The sequence below is a fragment of the Clostridioides sp. ZZV15-6388 genome, assembly GCF_020657755.1.
Taxonomy (GTDB): domain Bacteria; phylum Bacillota; class Clostridia; order Peptostreptococcales; family Peptostreptococcaceae; genus Clostridioides.
In genome coordinates this window covers 399,133-417,472 of the sequence record NZ_JAGWCU010000001.1, presented here as the reverse complement: position 1 = coordinate 417,472, position 18,340 = coordinate 399,133, and the positions used below count along the sequence as shown (strand labels likewise).

The 18,340-nt window shown below is 27.3% G+C and carries 18 protein-coding genes; 3 read left to right on the top strand and 15 right to left on the bottom strand.

Annotated features, from left to right (window positions below):
• Positions 1-34 precede the first annotated feature (34 nt).
• From KGF48_RS01915 to KGF48_RS01870, 10 genes are all read right to left on the bottom strand, one after another.
• On the bottom strand, positions 35-2,107 hold the full coding sequence (locus KGF48_RS01915; RefSeq protein ID WP_227830479.1) for an ABC transporter permease subunit/CPBP intramembrane protease: 2,073 nt from the start codon (positions 2,105-2,107) through the stop codon (positions 35-37).
• Positions 2,108-2,902, bottom strand: a complete 795-nt coding sequence (locus KGF48_RS01910) for an ATP-binding cassette domain-containing protein (RefSeq protein ID WP_227841422.1) — start codon at positions 2,900-2,902, stop codon at positions 2,108-2,110. It abuts the gene before it with no gap.
• Between the two features lie 276 nt (positions 2,903-3,178).
• Positions 3,179-4,303 (bottom strand): metal-dependent hydrolase family protein, encoded by a 1,125-nt coding sequence (locus KGF48_RS01905; RefSeq protein ID WP_227830477.1) that lies wholly within the window; start codon positions 4,301-4,303, stop codon positions 3,179-3,181.
• 144 nt (positions 4,304-4,447) lie between these two features.
• Positions 4,448-5,557, bottom strand: a complete 1,110-nt coding sequence (tnpB, locus tag KGF48_RS01900) for an IS200/IS605 family element RNA-guided endonuclease TnpB (RefSeq protein ID WP_227867693.1) — start codon at positions 5,555-5,557, stop codon at positions 4,448-4,450.
• A 1,022-nt stretch (positions 5,558-6,579) separates the two neighbouring features.
• Positions 6,580-7,848: a hypothetical protein gene (locus KGF48_RS01895; RefSeq protein WP_227840902.1), complete on the bottom strand. Its 1,269-nt coding sequence runs from the start codon at positions 7,846-7,848 to the stop codon at positions 6,580-6,582.
• Positions 7,849-7,859: 11 nt separating this feature from the next.
• Positions 7,860-8,672, bottom strand: coding sequence for a hypothetical protein (locus tag KGF48_RS01890; protein WP_227827467.1), 813 nt, complete (start codon positions 8,670-8,672; stop codon positions 7,860-7,862).
• Between the two features lie 8 nt (positions 8,673-8,680).
• Positions 8,681-9,892 carry a hypothetical protein gene (locus KGF48_RS01885; protein WP_227827466.1) on the bottom strand — a complete coding sequence of 404 codons (1,212 nt, stop codon included), beginning with the start codon at positions 9,890-9,892 and terminating at the stop codon, positions 8,681-8,683.
• A gap of 10 nt (positions 9,893-9,902) precedes the next feature.
• The gene (locus KGF48_RS01880) at positions 9,903-10,727 is read right to left on the bottom strand and encodes an ABC transporter permease (RefSeq protein ID WP_227827465.1); all 825 of its coding nucleotides are present in this window, start codon (positions 10,725-10,727) and stop codon (positions 9,903-9,905) included.
• Positions 10,720-11,436: an ABC transporter ATP-binding protein gene (locus KGF48_RS01875; RefSeq protein WP_227840903.1), complete on the bottom strand. Its 717-nt coding sequence runs from the start codon at positions 11,434-11,436 to the stop codon at positions 10,720-10,722. The genes KGF48_RS01880 and KGF48_RS01875 overlap by 8 nt, the downstream gene beginning before the upstream one ends.
• 72 nt (positions 11,437-11,508) lie before the next feature.
• Positions 11,509-11,865 carry a GntR family transcriptional regulator gene (locus KGF48_RS01870; RefSeq protein ID WP_227433053.1) on the bottom strand — a complete coding sequence of 119 codons (357 nt, stop codon included), beginning with the start codon at positions 11,863-11,865 and terminating at the stop codon, positions 11,509-11,511.
• Between the two features lie 357 nt (positions 11,866-12,222).
• Here KGF48_RS01870 and KGF48_RS01865 point away from each other — a divergent pair, with 357 nt between their 5' ends.
• Genes KGF48_RS01865 through KGF48_RS01855 form a run of 3 tightly spaced genes read left to right on the top strand, consistent with a single transcriptional unit; the run spans position 12,223 to position 14,390 of the window.
• A complete protein-coding gene (locus KGF48_RS01865) occupies positions 12,223-12,681 on the top strand; it encodes a GyrI-like domain-containing protein (protein ID WP_227827463.1) in 459 nt (152 codons plus the stop codon).
• 3 nt (positions 12,682-12,684) lie between these two features.
• Complete coding sequence (locus tag KGF48_RS01860; protein WP_227840905.1) at positions 12,685-13,647, top strand: ABC transporter ATP-binding protein; 963 nt, start codon at positions 12,685-12,687, stop codon at positions 13,645-13,647.
• Positions 13,641-14,390: an ABC transporter permease gene (locus KGF48_RS01855; RefSeq protein WP_227840906.1), complete on the top strand. Its 750-nt coding sequence runs from the start codon at positions 13,641-13,643 to the stop codon at positions 14,388-14,390. Before KGF48_RS01860 ends, KGF48_RS01855 begins: the two co-directional genes overlap by 7 nt.
• Before the next feature lie 195 nt (positions 14,391-14,585).
• On the opposite strand, the gene KGF48_RS01850 is transcribed toward KGF48_RS01855, so the two are convergent.
• The 5 genes from KGF48_RS01850 to KGF48_RS01830 are packed head-to-tail and all read right to left on the bottom strand — an operon-like array spanning position 14,586 to position 18,220.
• Positions 14,586-15,641, bottom strand: a complete 1,056-nt coding sequence (locus KGF48_RS01850) for an SIS domain-containing protein (RefSeq protein WP_227827460.1) — start codon at positions 15,639-15,641, stop codon at positions 14,586-14,588.
• A 48-nt stretch (positions 15,642-15,689) separates the two neighbouring features.
• Entirely contained in the window at positions 15,690-16,490 is an 801-nt protein-coding gene (locus KGF48_RS01845) for a PTS system mannose/fructose/sorbose family transporter subunit IID (protein ID WP_227840907.1), read from the bottom strand.
• Positions 16,483-17,274, bottom strand: a complete 792-nt coding sequence (locus KGF48_RS01840; protein WP_227827458.1) for a PTS mannose/fructose/sorbose/N-acetylgalactosamine transporter subunit IIC — start codon at positions 17,272-17,274, stop codon at positions 16,483-16,485. The genes KGF48_RS01845 and KGF48_RS01840 overlap by 8 nt, the downstream gene beginning before the upstream one ends.
• 28 nt (positions 17,275-17,302) lie before the next feature.
• On the bottom strand, positions 17,303-17,725 hold the full coding sequence (locus KGF48_RS01835; protein WP_227861294.1) for a PTS mannose transporter subunit IIA: 423 nt from the start codon (positions 17,723-17,725) through the stop codon (positions 17,303-17,305).
• Between the two features lie 15 nt (positions 17,726-17,740).
• On the bottom strand, positions 17,741-18,220 hold the full coding sequence (locus KGF48_RS01830; protein ID WP_227827456.1) for a PTS sugar transporter subunit IIB: 480 nt from the start codon (positions 18,218-18,220) through the stop codon (positions 17,741-17,743).
• Between the last annotated feature and the right edge of the window lie 120 nt (positions 18,221-18,340).

Sequence of the window (18,340 nt, the reverse complement as noted above, 5' to 3'; positions counted from 1 at the left end):
ATTTATTATCTCAATATATTTAAGAAATTTATATTTAATTTTTTAAATCTTTTCTATATAAAAGTCTCCTTCCTAATATAACCAATATAAAACTTATTACAAGAATTAAAACAAATTTAAACATATTTAAATTTGAAAAATCAACCTCAATAAACTTATATAAATTAGCTATATTTCCTGTTGCATAATGACTTACTATAACTGCTACACTATTATTTAAGAAATGTAATAACATTGATACAAATATAGAGCCCGACTTATATACACTGTATGCAAATATGATTCCTAATATTGATGTTGGAATTATTCTTATAAAATCCATATGCATAATACCAAACAATACTCCACTACAGATTATTGCTAACTTTACAGACTTAACTCCATTTTTTGATTTACTAAATGCAGAAAATATAAAACCTCTAAAAAATATTTCTTCACATATAGCTGGTAATAATCCTATTATCAATAAATTCAATAAAAATTTATCCTTCATAAACAGAGATTTATTTAAACTCTCAGCCACTTCCATATTTTGAGGAAATAAAAATAAAATTAACTGAGTTATAATCATAATAATGATGTATCCACCAATCCAAAGAACAACTCCTCCTAAGAGATGTTTTAATGTTGGAATCTTTATACTAAATACTTCTCTAAAATCAGCTTTGATATAATATGCAAATATTAGTGGTAAAGCAATTATCATAACTTGTGTCATTACAATACCTGCTGTTCCAAATTTAATTTGAACCAAAGAACCAGCATAAATTAAAAGAACTAATCCTACTGCATACAAAATAATCCCATCACTCACAGTTGGTATAGACCCTTTTTTTATATTACATCTTTTCTCCAAGAAAGAAAAACTCTTACTATTTCCAAAAAGTATTTCTTCAGAATTAAACATTTTAGACAGAAGTATAATTGCCAATATAACAAAAGCTATATTCGATGTTAAAACTAGTGCTATCAGATTTAAATCACTTTTAAAAGATAATACACTTTTTATAAGTAATGATATATTTACCACAGGTATTACAGCTGTTACTCTATCCAATACTATATTTGGTATCATAGAAACATAAGATGGTATCATAATAACCAACATAAGAGGAGTTATATAGTTTTGAGCATCTTTAAAGCTTTTTGCTAGTGAACATACACACATACTTATTGCTGCAACTACCATTGAAAACAGACATACACATATTAAAGTAGTAGCAATTGGTAAAATTAAATCTCCATAATTAAAATTTCCAAAACCAAACTGGCTACTAAGACCCCCACTCACTAAAATAAATGCCATTGTTAAGCCCATAGATAAAATATTTAAAATTGCTGTTACTATTGCACTAAGGGAAACAGCCATATATTTTCCCATGACTAATTCTAAATTTGATATTGGGAGTGTAAATAAAGTTTCTAGTGTACCTCTTTCCTTTTCTCCAGCCATAACATCTATTGCTGGATATATTGAACCAAGCAAAACTCCTATTATTAATATAAATGGCAATATCTGTCCTAAGAAGTAGCCTGCTACTTCTTCTGTTTTTGCAACATCTATAGTACTGTACTTTATAGGTTCTAATGTACTTTGTACATCCAGTCCTTTTTCAGATAAAGTATTCTCTATAGTAAATCTCTTGTATTTATCTAAAACAGTTTCAATTCTTTTTACAGAGTTAGACGAATTTTCCTGAGATGAATTCATATATATTTTATAACTCGTAGATGATTGCTTTTCTTCTATTTTTATGTAAGCATCAATTTTATTTTCTTCTAAAGACTTCTTATAATTATCAACACTTAATATTTTTATTTTGCCTTTATCATTTGTAGTATCTTTATTAGTCCCAGTATCGCCCTCTAAATTATTCTCCTCTTCAATCATTGATACAAGCACTTTATTAGGTGTACTATCAAAAGCTATATTAATATCTTTACTATTCATACTATTTGCAGACATATTCATTACTTGAATCATCAACAACATAAGCAAAGGATATAAAAGAAGTGGTATAACAATCATCATAAATAAGGTCTTTTTGTCTCTTAGTATGTCTAACATTTCTTTTTTGAATATGTATTTTACAATTTTACTTCTCATCTAAACCTCCTCCATTCTAGAAAGATTTATAAACACATCTCTCAGATTATTTACTCCCGATTCTTCTTTTAAACTTTTCGGTGTTCCTGATGCAATTATTTTTCCATTATGAATCATTAAAATCTTATCACATAAAATTTCTGCTTCTTCCATATAATGAGTTGAATAAAGTACGGTTTTTCCTATTAACTTTTCGTTTTTCATAAAGTCTATTATAGATGCACTACTCAAAACGTCAAGACCTAATGTTGGTTCATCAAAAATATACACTTTTGGGGAATGTATTAAACAACGAGCTATAGATGTTCGCTGTGTCTGACCAGTTGATAGATTTTCAATTCTATTGTCTATAAATTCATTCATATCCATTACTTTTACAACATTTTTAATCGACTCTTCTATTTCTTCTTTTGTCATTTCATATAAACTTCCAAAAGTTGTTAAAAGTTCTCTAGGAGAAAGTCTTCCATATAGCTTTGTATTTCCAGATAGATATCCTATTTCTTTTTTTGCTGAATTTCTATCTATTGAATAATCATATCCAGAAACACTTATATTTCCTGATGTTGGTGTTAATATTCCTCCTAGCATTCTAAGTAAAGTTGTCTTTCCAGCACCATTTGGTCCTAATATTCCGACTATCTCACCTTCTTCAACACTAAAAGAAACATTATTTACAGCAAGAAAGTCTTCTTTTTTAGTTTTAATTTTCTTTAATTTTTTTATTGAACTTTTATTTTTATCATCTTTTATAACTCTTGTAAAAGATTTACATAACTTATCTACCTCTATCATTTACCAATTTGCTCCTTTCTTATTTATAGATATATTTATATAAATATAACATATAAACCTTTTTTATATACTATTTTTTATTTTAAAATATCTTATTTATAAAAACATATCTATTTACATGACAAATTATTACTTTTTATTCTTTTATAATATAACTAATAGATATAAAATAACATATTAATTTTTAAAGTATTAATAAATATTATCAATAAAAAAAGTGTCTCTAATCATTTAAAAATCTTTCAGACACTTTTTTCTAATTTCTCTTTTATTTTATTATCTAACTTTTTTACCAAGTTTAAATACTGCTAAAACATCTGACATTACATCTATATTATCTATAGGATTGCCATTTACAACTATTACATCTGCTTTCTTTCCTTTTTCTAAAGTTCCATAATTTTTATCAATTCTTAAAAGTTCAGATGCAGTTTTTGTAGCTGCTACTATTACATCCATATTATCCATACCATAATCTGACATTAACTTCATTTCATAATATGTCTTTCCATGTTCATTATAAGAAGTTCCTGCATCAGAACCAACTGCAATTTTAATTCCTTTTTTGTACGCTTTTAAGAATGATTCTTTATGTGGAATAGCAACAATTTCGCACTTTCTAAGAGTAGCCTCAGTTATTCCACTTTCTTTTCCTGCATTTAAAATAAAATATGGTGCAGCAACTGTTGGAACTAGATATGTTCCTCTTTCAAGCATCAAATCAATTATTTCATCATCTAAATAAACACCATGTTCTATAGAAGTGATTCCTGCAAGCACTGCATTTTTTATACCAGTTCTTCCTTGTGCATGTGTAGCAGTTATTTTCCCTGCTTTTATAGCTTCATCTATAGCAGCCTTCATTTCTTCTAAAGTCAATTGTGGTGAACCTGGCTCAACACCATCAGTTGTTACACCTCCAGTAGCCATTATCTTTACACAATCTACTCCATTTTTTAAAACTGTTCTAGCTGATTTTCTACATTCATCTACTCCATCACTTTCAATACCAAAATAGTATCCATGTCCTCCTGTCATACATATAACTGGACCTGAAGTAACTATACCAGGACCATCTATAGACCCTTTGTCTATAAGATTTTTAAGCTGCACATCCACATATTTTGGACAACCTAGACTTCTAATATATGTTACTCCTGAATCTAAATATGCATCAAGTTGTTTTATTGTATTTACCACAAGCTCTACATCAGATACGTTCTCATAATAAACTTTTGGATTTCCTACTGGCTCCATTGTCAAATGCACATGACAATTCATAATTCCTGGCATAACAGTTTTATCTAGGTAATCATATACATCATATCCACTTAAATCTTCTCTTATATTTTCAATTTCAAGTATAGTATCTTCATCAATAATTATACCTTTATCCTTCATAATACTATTTCCTGTTCCCTGAACCTCCTATGACTAAAGTCACAGAGTTCCTGCTTCATAGAATTTTGCATACTAAAATATGTCTTACCAATTCTCCACAGGCTATCCCCGTAGTTCCTACGGTTCTTACATAAATTATCTATTTTAAACTGTTATTAGTTTTAATCTTTCTTTTAGTATATTTATACTTGCATTTATATCTCTATCGTGAGTTACATTACAACAAGGACAAATCCATTCTCTTATATTTAAATTCTTTATTGCCTCGTTTTTGTACCCACATTTATTGCATATTTGTGAACTTGCAAAGAATTTACCCACCTTTACAATTTGTCTACCATACCAATTAGCCTTGTATTCTAATTGACGAACAAATTCTGACCATGACACATCAGAAATAGAACGAGATAGTTTACGATTTCTAGTCATATTCTTTACCTGCAAATCTTCTATGCAAATAATATCATTCTCTTGTATTAATTTAGTAGATAGTTTTTGTAGAAAATCCTTTCGCCTATTAGCTATATGTTCTTGAAATCTTGTAACTTTTAATCTTGCTTTATTTCTATTTAAACTACCGATTGTTTTTCTCGATAATTCTCTCTGTAATTTAGCAAGTTTGTTTAATGACTGCTGAAGATACTTAGGATTTTCTATAAATTGTCCACAACTTGAGATACAAAATTCTTTAATTCCTAAATCTAAACCTATCTGATTATTAGTATTTTCAAGTGCTTCAATATCTATATCAGTACAGCATAGTGATACATAATATTTACCACTTGGTTCTTTGGATACAGTAGCATTAAGTATTCTCCCTTGAGGTACTTGTTTATCCCTTACTTTAACCATACCAAGTTTAGGTAATTTTATATATTGACTAAAGTACATAATATTTCCATTTGTGAAGTTTGTTCTATATGAAAATCTATTAGTTTTCTTTGATTTAAATTTGGGAAATCCTGCATTTTCTTTAAAGAATTTTTTATATGCGCTTTCTAAATCTTTTAAGGTGTTTTGTAGTGAAAATTTGTCAGGTTCTTTAAGCCACTCTAATTCTTTTTTTAAATCAGTCAAATCAGAACTGCACTGCTTATAAGTAAAAGTTTCTTTATTATTTTCATAAACTTCTATTTTTTTAGCAAGATATTTATTATATACAAATCTACAACATCCAAAAGTTTTGTTAATTAACTCTTGCTGTTTTTTATTTGGATACATTCTAAACTTATAAGCTTTTTCCACTACTACCACCTCACTTTACTTATTTTTTATGATTATATTAATACTGGATATCTATATTTTACACACCTTACTATATGGTATTGTACTAAATATGCATATCCCATGAGTCACTTCCATTTTTCATCACCCATAATAACATTAACAAATGTAATTATTTAAAACAAGCATTTTGAAGGTTTTTATATTTATTTCTAAATAACATATGTAAGAACCATAAGTCTTAACTTTTATCATTTTTGAGGTTGTCGTTCACATAAGTTCGCTATTACCTATGCAGTTCTCTTATGAACTTCTTACACTTTCATGCAAGCACAGACTATATCTTATCCTTCGGCATTATCCGTTAAGGTCTACCCACTTCCACTACCGATAGCTTGTAGTGTACTTCCCTCAAGAGGAATAGTCGTTGAAGTGTCTCCTATTCGGAGCTTACCTGCTGATTGCCCATTTTAAAGTACTTAGGGTTTAACCTTATACCATCTAACCAATTTTTTCCACTTTCGTAACTTTCACACTTAGGTTTATTTCATCCTTATGTTTTAGTTTGGTTAGCTTTAGGGGTTTCCAGCAATTCAAGTAGTATTGGATAGGTTCTATCCTATCTCTACATATAAGTTTCCCTATATGCTGACTATTTTAGCTACTAACTCATGACTAAAGTCACGAGTGTGCGTAGCTATTTTTTAATCAATTAAATTTCCTGCTTTTATATACTTTTTGCTCATTTTTAAATTCTCCCCCTTTTCAAGTATAATGTATTATTTATCTATTATTTTTAATATTCTAATAATTAATTTTACCACTATATTACTATCATTTCAAATTTAAGTGAATTAAATATCGAATTAAATTAAAGTATATTAGAATATTTATAATATGTAAAAAATATTATTCAGATTGCTTTTATATCAAAGATAAAAATAAGGCAAGATAATCAAAATATACGTATAATTATCTTGCCTTATTTTTATTTATTCATTTTTATATAATAAAAGTATACCAATCTAAAGTTATAAGATTAATACTATTATTTAATTTGCTACAAAAAACAACTTGTCTTGTAAACTTACATCTCCATTTATCAATTCAGCTTCATATACTGTTTTTTTAAGACTCATATCAAATACTTGAAATTTTATTGGTTTAGTTCCAACTATATCAGAAGTAACTCCACTTCCTTTTTTCTCTCCTGAAATATTTTCCTTTACACTTGAAATAGAATATATTTTATCATCTAGCAACTTAACTTTTCTAACACCAGATAACGCTTCATCATAATTTACTTTTAAATTAAGCCTTTCATAATCTTCTAAATTAATCTCATTGGAATCAACACTATAAACAAGATTAATTATAGAACGACTTTTATCTGTAACTATAATATTTAGTTTGTTATCTTTAACAATATAGTCTAACTTTGTTTTACTTAATAAACCCCTTTCCCTTTGGTCAGCATTTTTTTCTTTATTTAAATTATCCATAAACTTATTACTTTTATTGAAAGAATTCTCTTCTATATCATATACAATAAAATCTGAATAATTATCATGACCTTCAATGTCACCATTTATATCTTTGTTATTTAACCTCTCCAAATAAAGTTTAGTTCCAATAGAAAATTTAATCTCGTTAATACTCTGTTGGTATTTGCTTTGCGAATTTAAATTAAATCTATTTAATAATTTATAGGATTTATTTTTTATGTCTATCTTTAATATACAAATATTATTGACTGTAGCACCTGAAACATTGGTTTCACTAATCACCATATATAAATTTCCCCTATATATTTGGTTAAAAACAGTTCGCCAGCTATTTTCTTTAAAATCAGATTTTTTTAAATCAATATCAAAATTTTCTTCTAAACCACTTTTTAAATTTTTATTTGAAACTTTTATATAATCATTTAAATTGTTTCTTTCATGTACTGAATTAGACTTAGTAGAAGTATATGCTACACCTATATTCAAATCATCTTTATATATAAATTCGCTTCCTTTATCATCAATAAAATCGCTGTATTTCTTATCAATATGCAAATAATCATTTCCAATTTTAGTTTTAGGATTTGTATCATTTCTTGTCCCATTTTTACTTATGATTACTTCTTCATAAGTATATTTACTTATATTAGGTGTATATACTAAACTCACTCTTCCTATATCCTTTATATTGCCATTTAAAGTTCTTATAGATAATTTATTTTTATTAAGATAACTCAATATCAAAGCCATAATAATCATTGATAAACATACTGTTATAAAACATATTGTATATTTTCCTAATTTCTTTTCTCTCATATATACACCTCCTAAAAGTCAATTTTATTATTTAAAAGTTTATTAGACACAAAACTACATACAAATATACTCACACTTGAATATACTACAGTAAATACATTACTATATTCATAAGGTATAATAAATTCTACAAGAATTATAAATATTAGAATTTCTATAACTAAAAATAGAAAACTCATTAAAGCCCTCATCTTATACACAGATTTATTTATAAGAATTGATGTAAATACTACACATATAACTCCTATTAGTAAAAATACATATTCTACTAATAAGTTCTCAAAGCTGTATGGAAGTAAAATATTTAACTTATATATTGTTTCTTGTACAAAATTATAGTTTGTAATACTACCAAGCATATAATTCGGTAGTATCTTACTTGCAATAAATAAAGTTATAGTAAATAATATCGTGTAGCTATACACTAGAAACAATACATTTAATAATTTAGATATATAAATATTAATTTTATTTTTAGGAAGCATCATAAGTGTATATATAGATTTACTTTTCATATCAAAATCTCTATACCAAATAAAGAAAGCATAACAAATACACACAAATATACCAAACAAAAAACATGATTGTATAGAACCCATTATGTTTCCAAAACTTGAAAATCCCATGACACTTACTGTTTCTATTGTCTTTCCTACTTTTGATAACTGCTCAGTTTTTACTGCATTCTCTATTATATAATTATAATCATTTAAATTTTTCACTAGATTTAAAAATACAATCGAACAGCAACAAATGATTATAAATATATAATTTTTTATGTTTCTTTTTAAATCAAACTCAAATAACTTCATTAAATCTCTCATCAATTCACCTACTTTATTCCAAATTCTAAATTGCTATTTGAACTATTAAACTGTAATTCTCCCTTATACACTATTTCTTTCGAATTTTTATTTATTATATATAGGATAGTCTTATTGTCCCAAGGTAGTACGGGATTTATTTTTGATGTACATACAATGATTTTATTTGAATCAATTTCAATGTTTCTAATGCTTCTTTCTTCTTTTTCATCCAAAACATATTTATCTTCAACTAAACCGCCATCTAGTATGTTATAAGTTATTAAATTTATCTCTTTACTTTTATTGGCATTATCTCTTTCTGACATTATCATATATAATTTACTATCTTTTAGCTTTGCTTTTTCCAAAGACATTCTATCATAACTTTTTAATTCTATTATGTTATCTTTATTCTCTTCAACATTATACTCAAGTAAATTTAGCTTAGAAGCAACATCGTCCCATGTATTTGCATTTATTGCTTCTATCAAAATATACATTTTATCTCCATCTTTACTAGAATAACTTACATCAATACTTTGTATATTGTTGTATTTTTCAAAAAGATACTTGCTTATATTTATACTTTTTATCGTCTCTATTTTTTTATTTTTAGTATTAATCTTTATTATATCTATAGTACTCAAAGCTTCTTCATCTTTTTCTGATGAGTCACTTGGAGCATAAAGCACAGACACATATAAGTCTTTTTTGTATCTTTTTGATGATAGTACTTTTACATGATACTCATCGATATCTTTATCTACTTTATATCTCGTTCTTATAAAGTTGTTCATATCTAGTTTTTCATATTCAATTTTTTTATCACTTCCTTCTGACATAAATACACCTTTTTCTAGGTCTTCTTTTTTCTCATCTATGACAAAATTTATCCCTCTTGAATTAGATTTAGAATCATCATTTATTTCAAAACCAACATGAGCTATTGAATCTAAACCACTAGAGACATCGATTAGATTATTCGTATTCTCACTCTCTTTTATTGATTTTAATAATTCTGTTTTTTTAGTTTTATTACTTCCATTTATTATATATCTTGAATTTATATATCCATTAAAATCATATCCAAAATCTATGTTTATATAGTCCAATTCATCTGGGTCACCTTTTATAGTTTTTATACTTAAATTGTTTTCATTGTTCAATATGTCTATACTAAAATATATTGCTACTGCTAAAAATATAATAAGTATAGATACTTTAGATTTTAATTTCATGACACACCTCCTAAACAGACAACTTCTTATTTATTAAAAAATAAGAGATTCCATTTAAAATAAACATTATAACTATAAAACTTAATACATAATTACCTAAAGAATTAAGTTGTGTTCCAACAAATCCATAATACTTTCTAAACAAACTAATTATATTTATATACACTGTTGAAAAATATAGCCCTGCCAAAATTATCAAGGTAATTAAAATCACATAAAGTTTACCTCTGTAAGAAAATGTGAATAATATACAACAATTTAAAAAAGAAATAGCTAAAAGCAGTAAAATCACATAAATTGTTATAAAAGAAACAAAATCGATTGGAATACTTTTTAAATTTAAATAATATAAATCCTGAGCAAAGGACATATTAACTATTGGAATATTTCTAAAAATAAAATTAAATATATATTTACATATAAATAATGTTGCTATCTGACTTATCAAAAAACCATATACCATTGTTATCAAAGCTATTGACTTAGATATGCAAAGCTTAAATTTATCCTGCGGTAACATCATTAAAGTATAAATACTTTGATTTTTAGAAAAGAAATCTCTTTTCCACATAAAAATATAGTATGTAAACATTCCCAATATTCCGTACAGTAAAATTATTTGGATACATCTAAGATTCCCAATTACACCTATTCCATAAAATACACCTCCAAAATCCTCTATTGCTAAGTTTATAATAAATTTAGAGTTCTTAAATTTAATAATTTCAAATAAATTTAAACACAGTGTAATTAAAGATAAAAAAGATATATAAGCTATATAAAACCTCTTATTTCTCCTTAAATCTACATTTATTAGACATAGAAGCTTATTCATTCTTATATACCTCCCTCATTTTATCTAATATAGACTTACCCTCTCTTTCTCTTAAATCTTCTGCATTAAATGATGTTATTATTTTACCTTCATCAAGAATTATAACTTCATCAACTAGGCTTTCTATTTCTACTATCTCATGAGTTGTTATAATAATAGCTTGATTTTCTTTCATATATTGTGCTATTACCCCTATAAATTCTTCTCTTTTAAACAAGTCAATCCCTGTGAATGGTTCATCAAGTAATATATAGTCTGGGTCTTGACAAAATCCAAGTATTAATTTTACTCTTGCAATATTTCCTTTAGATAAATTGTCAATTACTTCATTTTCATTCAGTTTAAATATATCCATCATTTCTTTTGATTTTTCTTTATTCCATCTTGGATAAAAAATTTCCATAAATTCAAATGACTCTTTTATTGTTGTATTACTAAAGTGAGATTCTACATCTGGAACAAATGCAAGTTTATTATATATGTTTTTATTCATTTTTTCTCCATCTATTAAAATCTCTCCACTGTCAATTTTTATAAGTCCTGCTATTGCTTTTAATACTGTTGACTTACCAACACCATTTATCCCAAGTAAAGCTGTTATTTTTCCTTTTTCAATATTGAAGCTTACATTCTTTAAAGCCTCTATTTTTTTTACTTTTAGCCCTTGCATTCTTTTATATGTTTTACTTACATTTTTAATTTCTATCATATTAGTGTCCTCCATATTTAATATGCTTGTACAATTAACCTTATAAGTTAAGTGTTTATATTTATTAAAAAACTAATATCTATCTTCTATTATCTTTAAAACTTCTTCTTTAGTAACATTTATCGCCTTCATATCTTCTATAAATACAACTAAAGATTCATTTATTAGCTCTAGTTTTAGATTTTTTAATATATTTTCATCAACTGTCACGCTACTCTGATAGTTTTTAAAAGTATTTATTATATTCATATCACCCATCTCCTTATATGCTCTTTGAACAGTATTTAAATTTACTTTTAAATTAAGTGCCATTTCTCTTCTTGATGGTATTGTTTCTCCTGGTTTTAATTCTCCGGTTACTATTTGTCTCTTTATATGCTTTATTATTTGCAAATAAATGGGAGATGTATTATCTAATTCAAAATTCATACTTCCTCCTATTCTAGTGTATTAATACGATAATACACTTTTTCTAAAAAAATACATTCCTACTTTAAATTTCATTTTATATTTCATTAAGTGTATTATACGATTAATACACTTGATTTGTAAACACTTTTTTATAAATTCTTTGATTTTAATTTATTAAATCATTGAAATCAAAATTCAAATAATAAGTTTACAAAATCGAGCATCAAATGAGAGGATATATATTTTATGTTATGTTAGACTTGAAAACAAGCAGACAAGGTAAGGTTATCTCATCAACGAATCAAAAATCTTATATTGTACTAATACTTAATGGATTAATGAAACCATTATAAACATACTTAGGGAGGAAAACAAATGAATTATAAAATTGAAATTAAAAACATCGAATCAGTCACAGCAGCTACTATGAGTTACAATGGACCTATGACTGAAGCAACAAAATATTTTCCAAATGTATTTAAATCTATAAAAGGAAAATCAAATGGTGCACCATTCTTCTGCTACCATAATGTTGACCAAGAAACTGGCATAGGAAAAATGGAGTTATGTGTACCAACTGCTGAAACTCCAAATCGTATGGGTGTAACAATAAAAGAGTTTCCTAAAACAAAAGCTTTGTTTTTTACCCACATGGGTTCATATAGTAATTTGCCAAAAACATATGAAATGATATTTAAATATATTCATGAAAATAATCTAACGATACAAACTCCTTGGAGAGAAGTATTTATTAAAGGACCAGGTATGCTAATAAAAGGTAATCCAGATAAATATATTACAGAAATCATATTTCCACTTAAAGAGGAGGAATAATATATGTTGGCAATCGAAATCAACAATTTAGTAAAAGAATATAAAAATGGTGTAAAAGCTTTAAATGGTCTAAGTTTTAGTGTAAAGGCTGGAGAAATCTTTTCTTTGCTTGGTCCAAATGGTGCTGGTAAATCTTCGCTTATCAATATTTTGACCACTTTTTACAAACCTACAGCTGGTAATGTAACAATGTTTGGAAAAGACTTAATAAATAATCCATCTTGGATACGCACTCAAATTGCTTGTGTAGCACAACAAATATCTATTGATGAACACCTGTCTCTTATGGAAAACATGCTATTCCAAAGTAAAATGTATAAAGTGGAACCACAAGTTGCAAAAGAAAGAATAAACTCTTTAATTGAAAAATTTGAGTTAACTAGTTACTTAAAGTATCCTACCTCATCTTATTCTGGTGGAGTAAAACGTAGATTAGATATAGCTATGAATATGGTGTCATCTCCTAAAATTCTATTTTTAGATGAACCTACTGTTGGTATGGATGTAGATTCAAGAAAAGCTATGTGGGATATGCTACTAAAAATTAGAGATGAATATGGTACAACTATTTTTCTAACTACTCATTATCTTGAAGAAGCTGAACAACTAAGTGATAATATCTGTATTATGAAAAATGGAAAAGATTTGGCACAAGGAACACCATCTAGTTTGCGTAGTTATATTAAGCAAAACATACTTCGTATCGTATTTCATGATAATGAAGATATAAAAAAATATAAAAATGATATTAAAAATACTTGCTTAGTTAAATTTATGAATGTACGAGGAAATTCACTTTTTATAAGTGTAGAAGATAGTAGAACTGCACTTACTTCAATAAATAAATTTCTTTTAGAGCATAATATAAAGTTTGATGCAATAGAAATTGTAGAACCAAGTCTTGAAGATGTTTTTTTAGCATTAACAAGTTCTAAAAAGGATTCAAAGGAGGAATGGAAATGTTAAATATCTTATGGCGTAATATGAAATGGCGTTTTAAAAATCCAATTTCATTTGTAGTTACTATATTACAACCTCTTCTTTGGCTTGTACTTTATAGCTCTGTCGCAAACCAAACTATGAGTGATATGAATATTGATAATTATACAGCTTTTATACTTCCAGGTATAATTGTATTGGTTATCTTTTCATCATGTAGTAGTGGTGGTATCATCAATTTTATAATGAAAAATAGCGGAAGTTTTTATAGAGTTTTAATTGCACCTATTAGTAGATATTCCATTGTCTTTGGTCAGTTACTAGAAGCTATCCTAGTGTCTTTTATTGAAGTAGCAATTTTATGCATAGTAAGCATATTCTTTTCAGTAAAAATAGCATCTGGTATTGGTGGAATTGCTATAATGATAGTATTGATATTTATGACAGCCTTTTTTTTATCAAGTCTTGCTTATGCTATAAGCCTATTATTACCAAATGAAATAATTTATGAAACAATTATGACTGCCATTGTACTTCCTATTTTCTTTTTAAGCTCTGCTCTCTTCCCTGTTGAAGATTTATCTGGAGGATTAAAAATAGCAGTTATGCTCAATCCATTTACCCATGTTATTAATACTTTACGTAGCCTAATATTTGGTAAAACTATTCTGGTTGGAGATATACTACCTGTTATAGTGTTATTTTTAATATTATGTTGTGGAAGTTTCGCACTTGCTATGTGGAGACTAAAAAAAGAAATGGTAAGTTAATTTTTGAAGATAATGTGTGTAGATTTGTAAAAAACTAATCTATTATATATACACTAAAGATACACTAAAAAAGGTGGTGTTCCAAAATGATTAATTAAAATCATTTTGAGACACTACCTTTATAATTCATGCTACTTAAGTGTATATTTATAAATTTATACAAGAAACTATAAACTAAAGTACTTATATGTATAATTACTTATTAAACTTCTTACTACCTAACTTCATGTGGAACTTAGTATCTTTTGGAATGCTTGGGTTTATACCTCTTAATGTAGGTATTTCTCCACATATCAATTGTATAGGTACTATGAAGTTAAACGTTTGATAGTAAGGGTTATCTATAATATTTGCCTTTAAATTTTTGTCTTCTTCTGCAACATCTCTACCTATGACAAATACATTGTCTGTCCATCCAGAAAGTACTTCAACCATCTTAGTTACTCTAGGCTCTTTCCCTGTATCTAGTATAAATATAGTAGAATCACTATTTATAGCATTGTACACACCATGTATGAACTCTTCAAACTCATATCCAGTTACAGGTATTCTCATTGTCTCTAATAATTTTAATGCTGACTCTAATGTATCTCCATATATATCAGAGTTGCCTACTATTCTTATTTCTTTAGCGTTAACTAGCTTTTCTTTGTTTCTTTCAATCCATTGTTCAGATGATTTATATACTGATTCAAATCTATCTATTGCATCTAATATCTTATTTATCTCTTCATTGTACTTTTCACTAGATATTATTCCTTTTTCTCTAGCTATTTGAAGACCTAATAACATTAAATTTAACTTTGTGCAATAAAAGCCTTTTGTTTTCGCACCAGATTTTTCTTCACCACAATTCACTGTTAATATATAGTCAGAAATCTCATCTATCAGAGCATTTTTACAACCCGCCATAGATGCTATTTTACAACCTTTGTCTTCAGCTAACTTCATAGCATTATATACAGAATAACTACTTCCACCTTGAGATATTCCTACTACCAAAGTATTTTTATTATCAAATTTAAACGTATCTTCAGTTATCATAAATGGATACTTTTCTACAACATCTATGTCTAATAAATTTTGTAAATATGGTTGTACTTGCAATCCTGAGTGGTAACTAGTACCTGAACCTGTTATTATAATCTTTTTTATATCTTCTTTCTTAATTTCATTAAATAAATTATCTGCATTAGATATCATTTCTCTCATTTTAACTGGTGTTTCTAACATATAATCTTGTATTCTCATTTTGTATGCCTTCCTTATTCATATATTCAATAAATTATAATTTTGTTTCTATAATAATCCTATTGCATGTAAAGCAATTCCTCCCACTATAATGCCTAGAGTTAACTTTGTTACACTTACCTTTCGCTTTAACATGTAATATATTACAAATGCAAAAGTTAAAGGCAACATATTAGGTATTATTTTATCTAATATATCTTGTAAAACCACTTCTGCACCATTTAAATTAAATTTTAATGGAGTGGTTATACTTAACATTGTTGCAACCATTCCTCCTACAACAAATAAACCAACTGTTGTAGCCATAGACATTATTTTCTCCATAAGCCCTTCTCTTTGTATTCTTTCAAGGGAATTTACCCCGACTTTATATCCATATTTAAGTCCAAGTATTCTTAGAGCAAATGCTGGGATATTGTACAATAGTAAGAATAATAGTGGTCCAAATATATTTCCTTCTTTTGCAAGTGATACTCCTATTCCAGCCGCTATAATTCTAAATGTTCCCCAAAACAGCGAATCCCCAATTCCTGCAAGAGGTCCCATAAGAGCTGTTTTAACAGCACTAATTGAACTTTCATCAAATTCTGGATTATTAGCATTTTCCTCTTCCATAGCTACGGTTATACCTAATATAGCAGGAACTACTACTGTGGTTGTATTAAAAATCTCTAAATGTCTTTCTATTGCTTTTGCTTGATTTTCTTTTTTATTATATAACTTCTTTATTGCAGGTAACATTGCATAACAGTAACCTAAATTTTGCATTCTTTCATAATTGAATGCACCTTGAAGAGCAAATGAACGCCAAAACATACTTCTTAATTCTTTTTTTGTTAGTTTATTCAAAGTCAATCTCTCCTTCCGTTAAAATATTAGTTGCTACTTGAGGATTTTGACTATTTTCTTTGTTATTAATATAAAAGTTTAATATAACTGCTACACAGACTCCAAACAACGCTATTGCAGTTATATCTAGTCCAACATAAGATGCTAAGAGGAATCCTATAAAGAAAAATACAGACATCTTTTTTGAAAGTAACATATCCATAAGTAGTGCAAATCCTACTGCTGGTAACAATGTTCCTGCAACACCTAATCCATCTAGTATAACTTTAGGTATTGCATTTATTAATGTTGTAACTTTATCAGCACCAATCATAATTGCTAAAAATGTTGGAACTGATGTACTTAAAAAGAATAATACTACTGGCACCCACATCATTATGGTAACCTTTTTAAAGTCAGCTTGTTTAGCATAGAAAACTGCCTTTTGAGAAAAATATGAGTTTACTATTCTAACTAATACTCCAAGAGATTGTGCTAAGACTGCTACTGGCACTGCTACAGCTAGAGCAACTTCTGCACCATTTCCTGATAATATAGCAAAAGCTGTACCTAATACACCACCTGTTACTACATCTGGAGGAGTAGCTGCACCTATTCCTGCAATTCCCATCCAAATTAATTCAAGTTGTGCACCAATCATAATTCCTGACTTTATATCTCCTAAAACTAATCCTACTAATGCCCCTGTAACTATTGGTCTATCAAACATAGATTGACCAAATATACGTCCATCTAATATACCAAAGCCTGCTATAATAGCTAACATAATAGCTTGTACTAACATAGTGAACCTCCCTCTTAATTTACATTAATTACATCACATTCTTGATTTCATTTTTATTTTCTAATAATTCATTTACATGAACAATTCCATTTCTCGCTTCCTCTAAACCCGATTTAGCTAATAGCTTTGCATCCTCTTCTGGTGATAAAAGAATATCCAAAAGCATTGGTAAATTTACTCCTGTTAATAACTCAAATTTAAACCCCTGCAAAAGTAAATTAGTACATATGTTTGCTACACTTCCACCAAATATATCTGTTAGTATGATAAGTTCTCCATTATCTTTGTTATTTGATAATATACTTATCATTTCTTTCTCAGCATCGTCTGCTGATTTATCTTTTGTCATACAAAAGTACTCAACATTACTTAATGAACCAATTATTAATTTACTTGTCTCAACAAGCTCCTTAGACAATTCTCCATGTGTTGCAATTAAAAATTTTTTCATTTTCTTTCTCCCAAATTATTTTATTAAGTCTGATAATTTTTTCTTTTTGTCTCTAGGTAACATTCTAAATTCTATATCAATTCCTAAATCAGCTATTTCTTTAAAATTTTTTATATCATTATCATCAACAGCAACTAAGTCTGTCAGCTTCTTCTTTCCTTCTTCGTATCTTAATCCACCTACATTTATTTCTTTTAAAACTCCTCCTGAGTTTTTAGCTACATCTAAAGCATCTTTTGTATTTTTTACCAATACTAATACATTACTTTTCTTTGAAGAAGCAAATTTTTCTACTATTTCTCCAGATTCCTCTATCCCCCTTATATATAAAGTTACATTACTAGGCTTAGCTAAATTTAATGACATGGCTTTCATTTGATCGTTTTTTGCTTCATCATTTGCAACTAATATTACATTTATACCTAGTGATGTTGTCCATCCATATGCCACCTGCCCATGTATTAGTCTGTCATCAATCCTCATTAAAGATATCATTTTCCTCAAATCCTCCATTATATATTAAAATTTTTATTTTTTATCCTCTTGTTTACTTATAAAAGCAAAAAGCATGCCAACTAGTGGCATACTTTTTTTAATTTTATTTATTTATTTTTT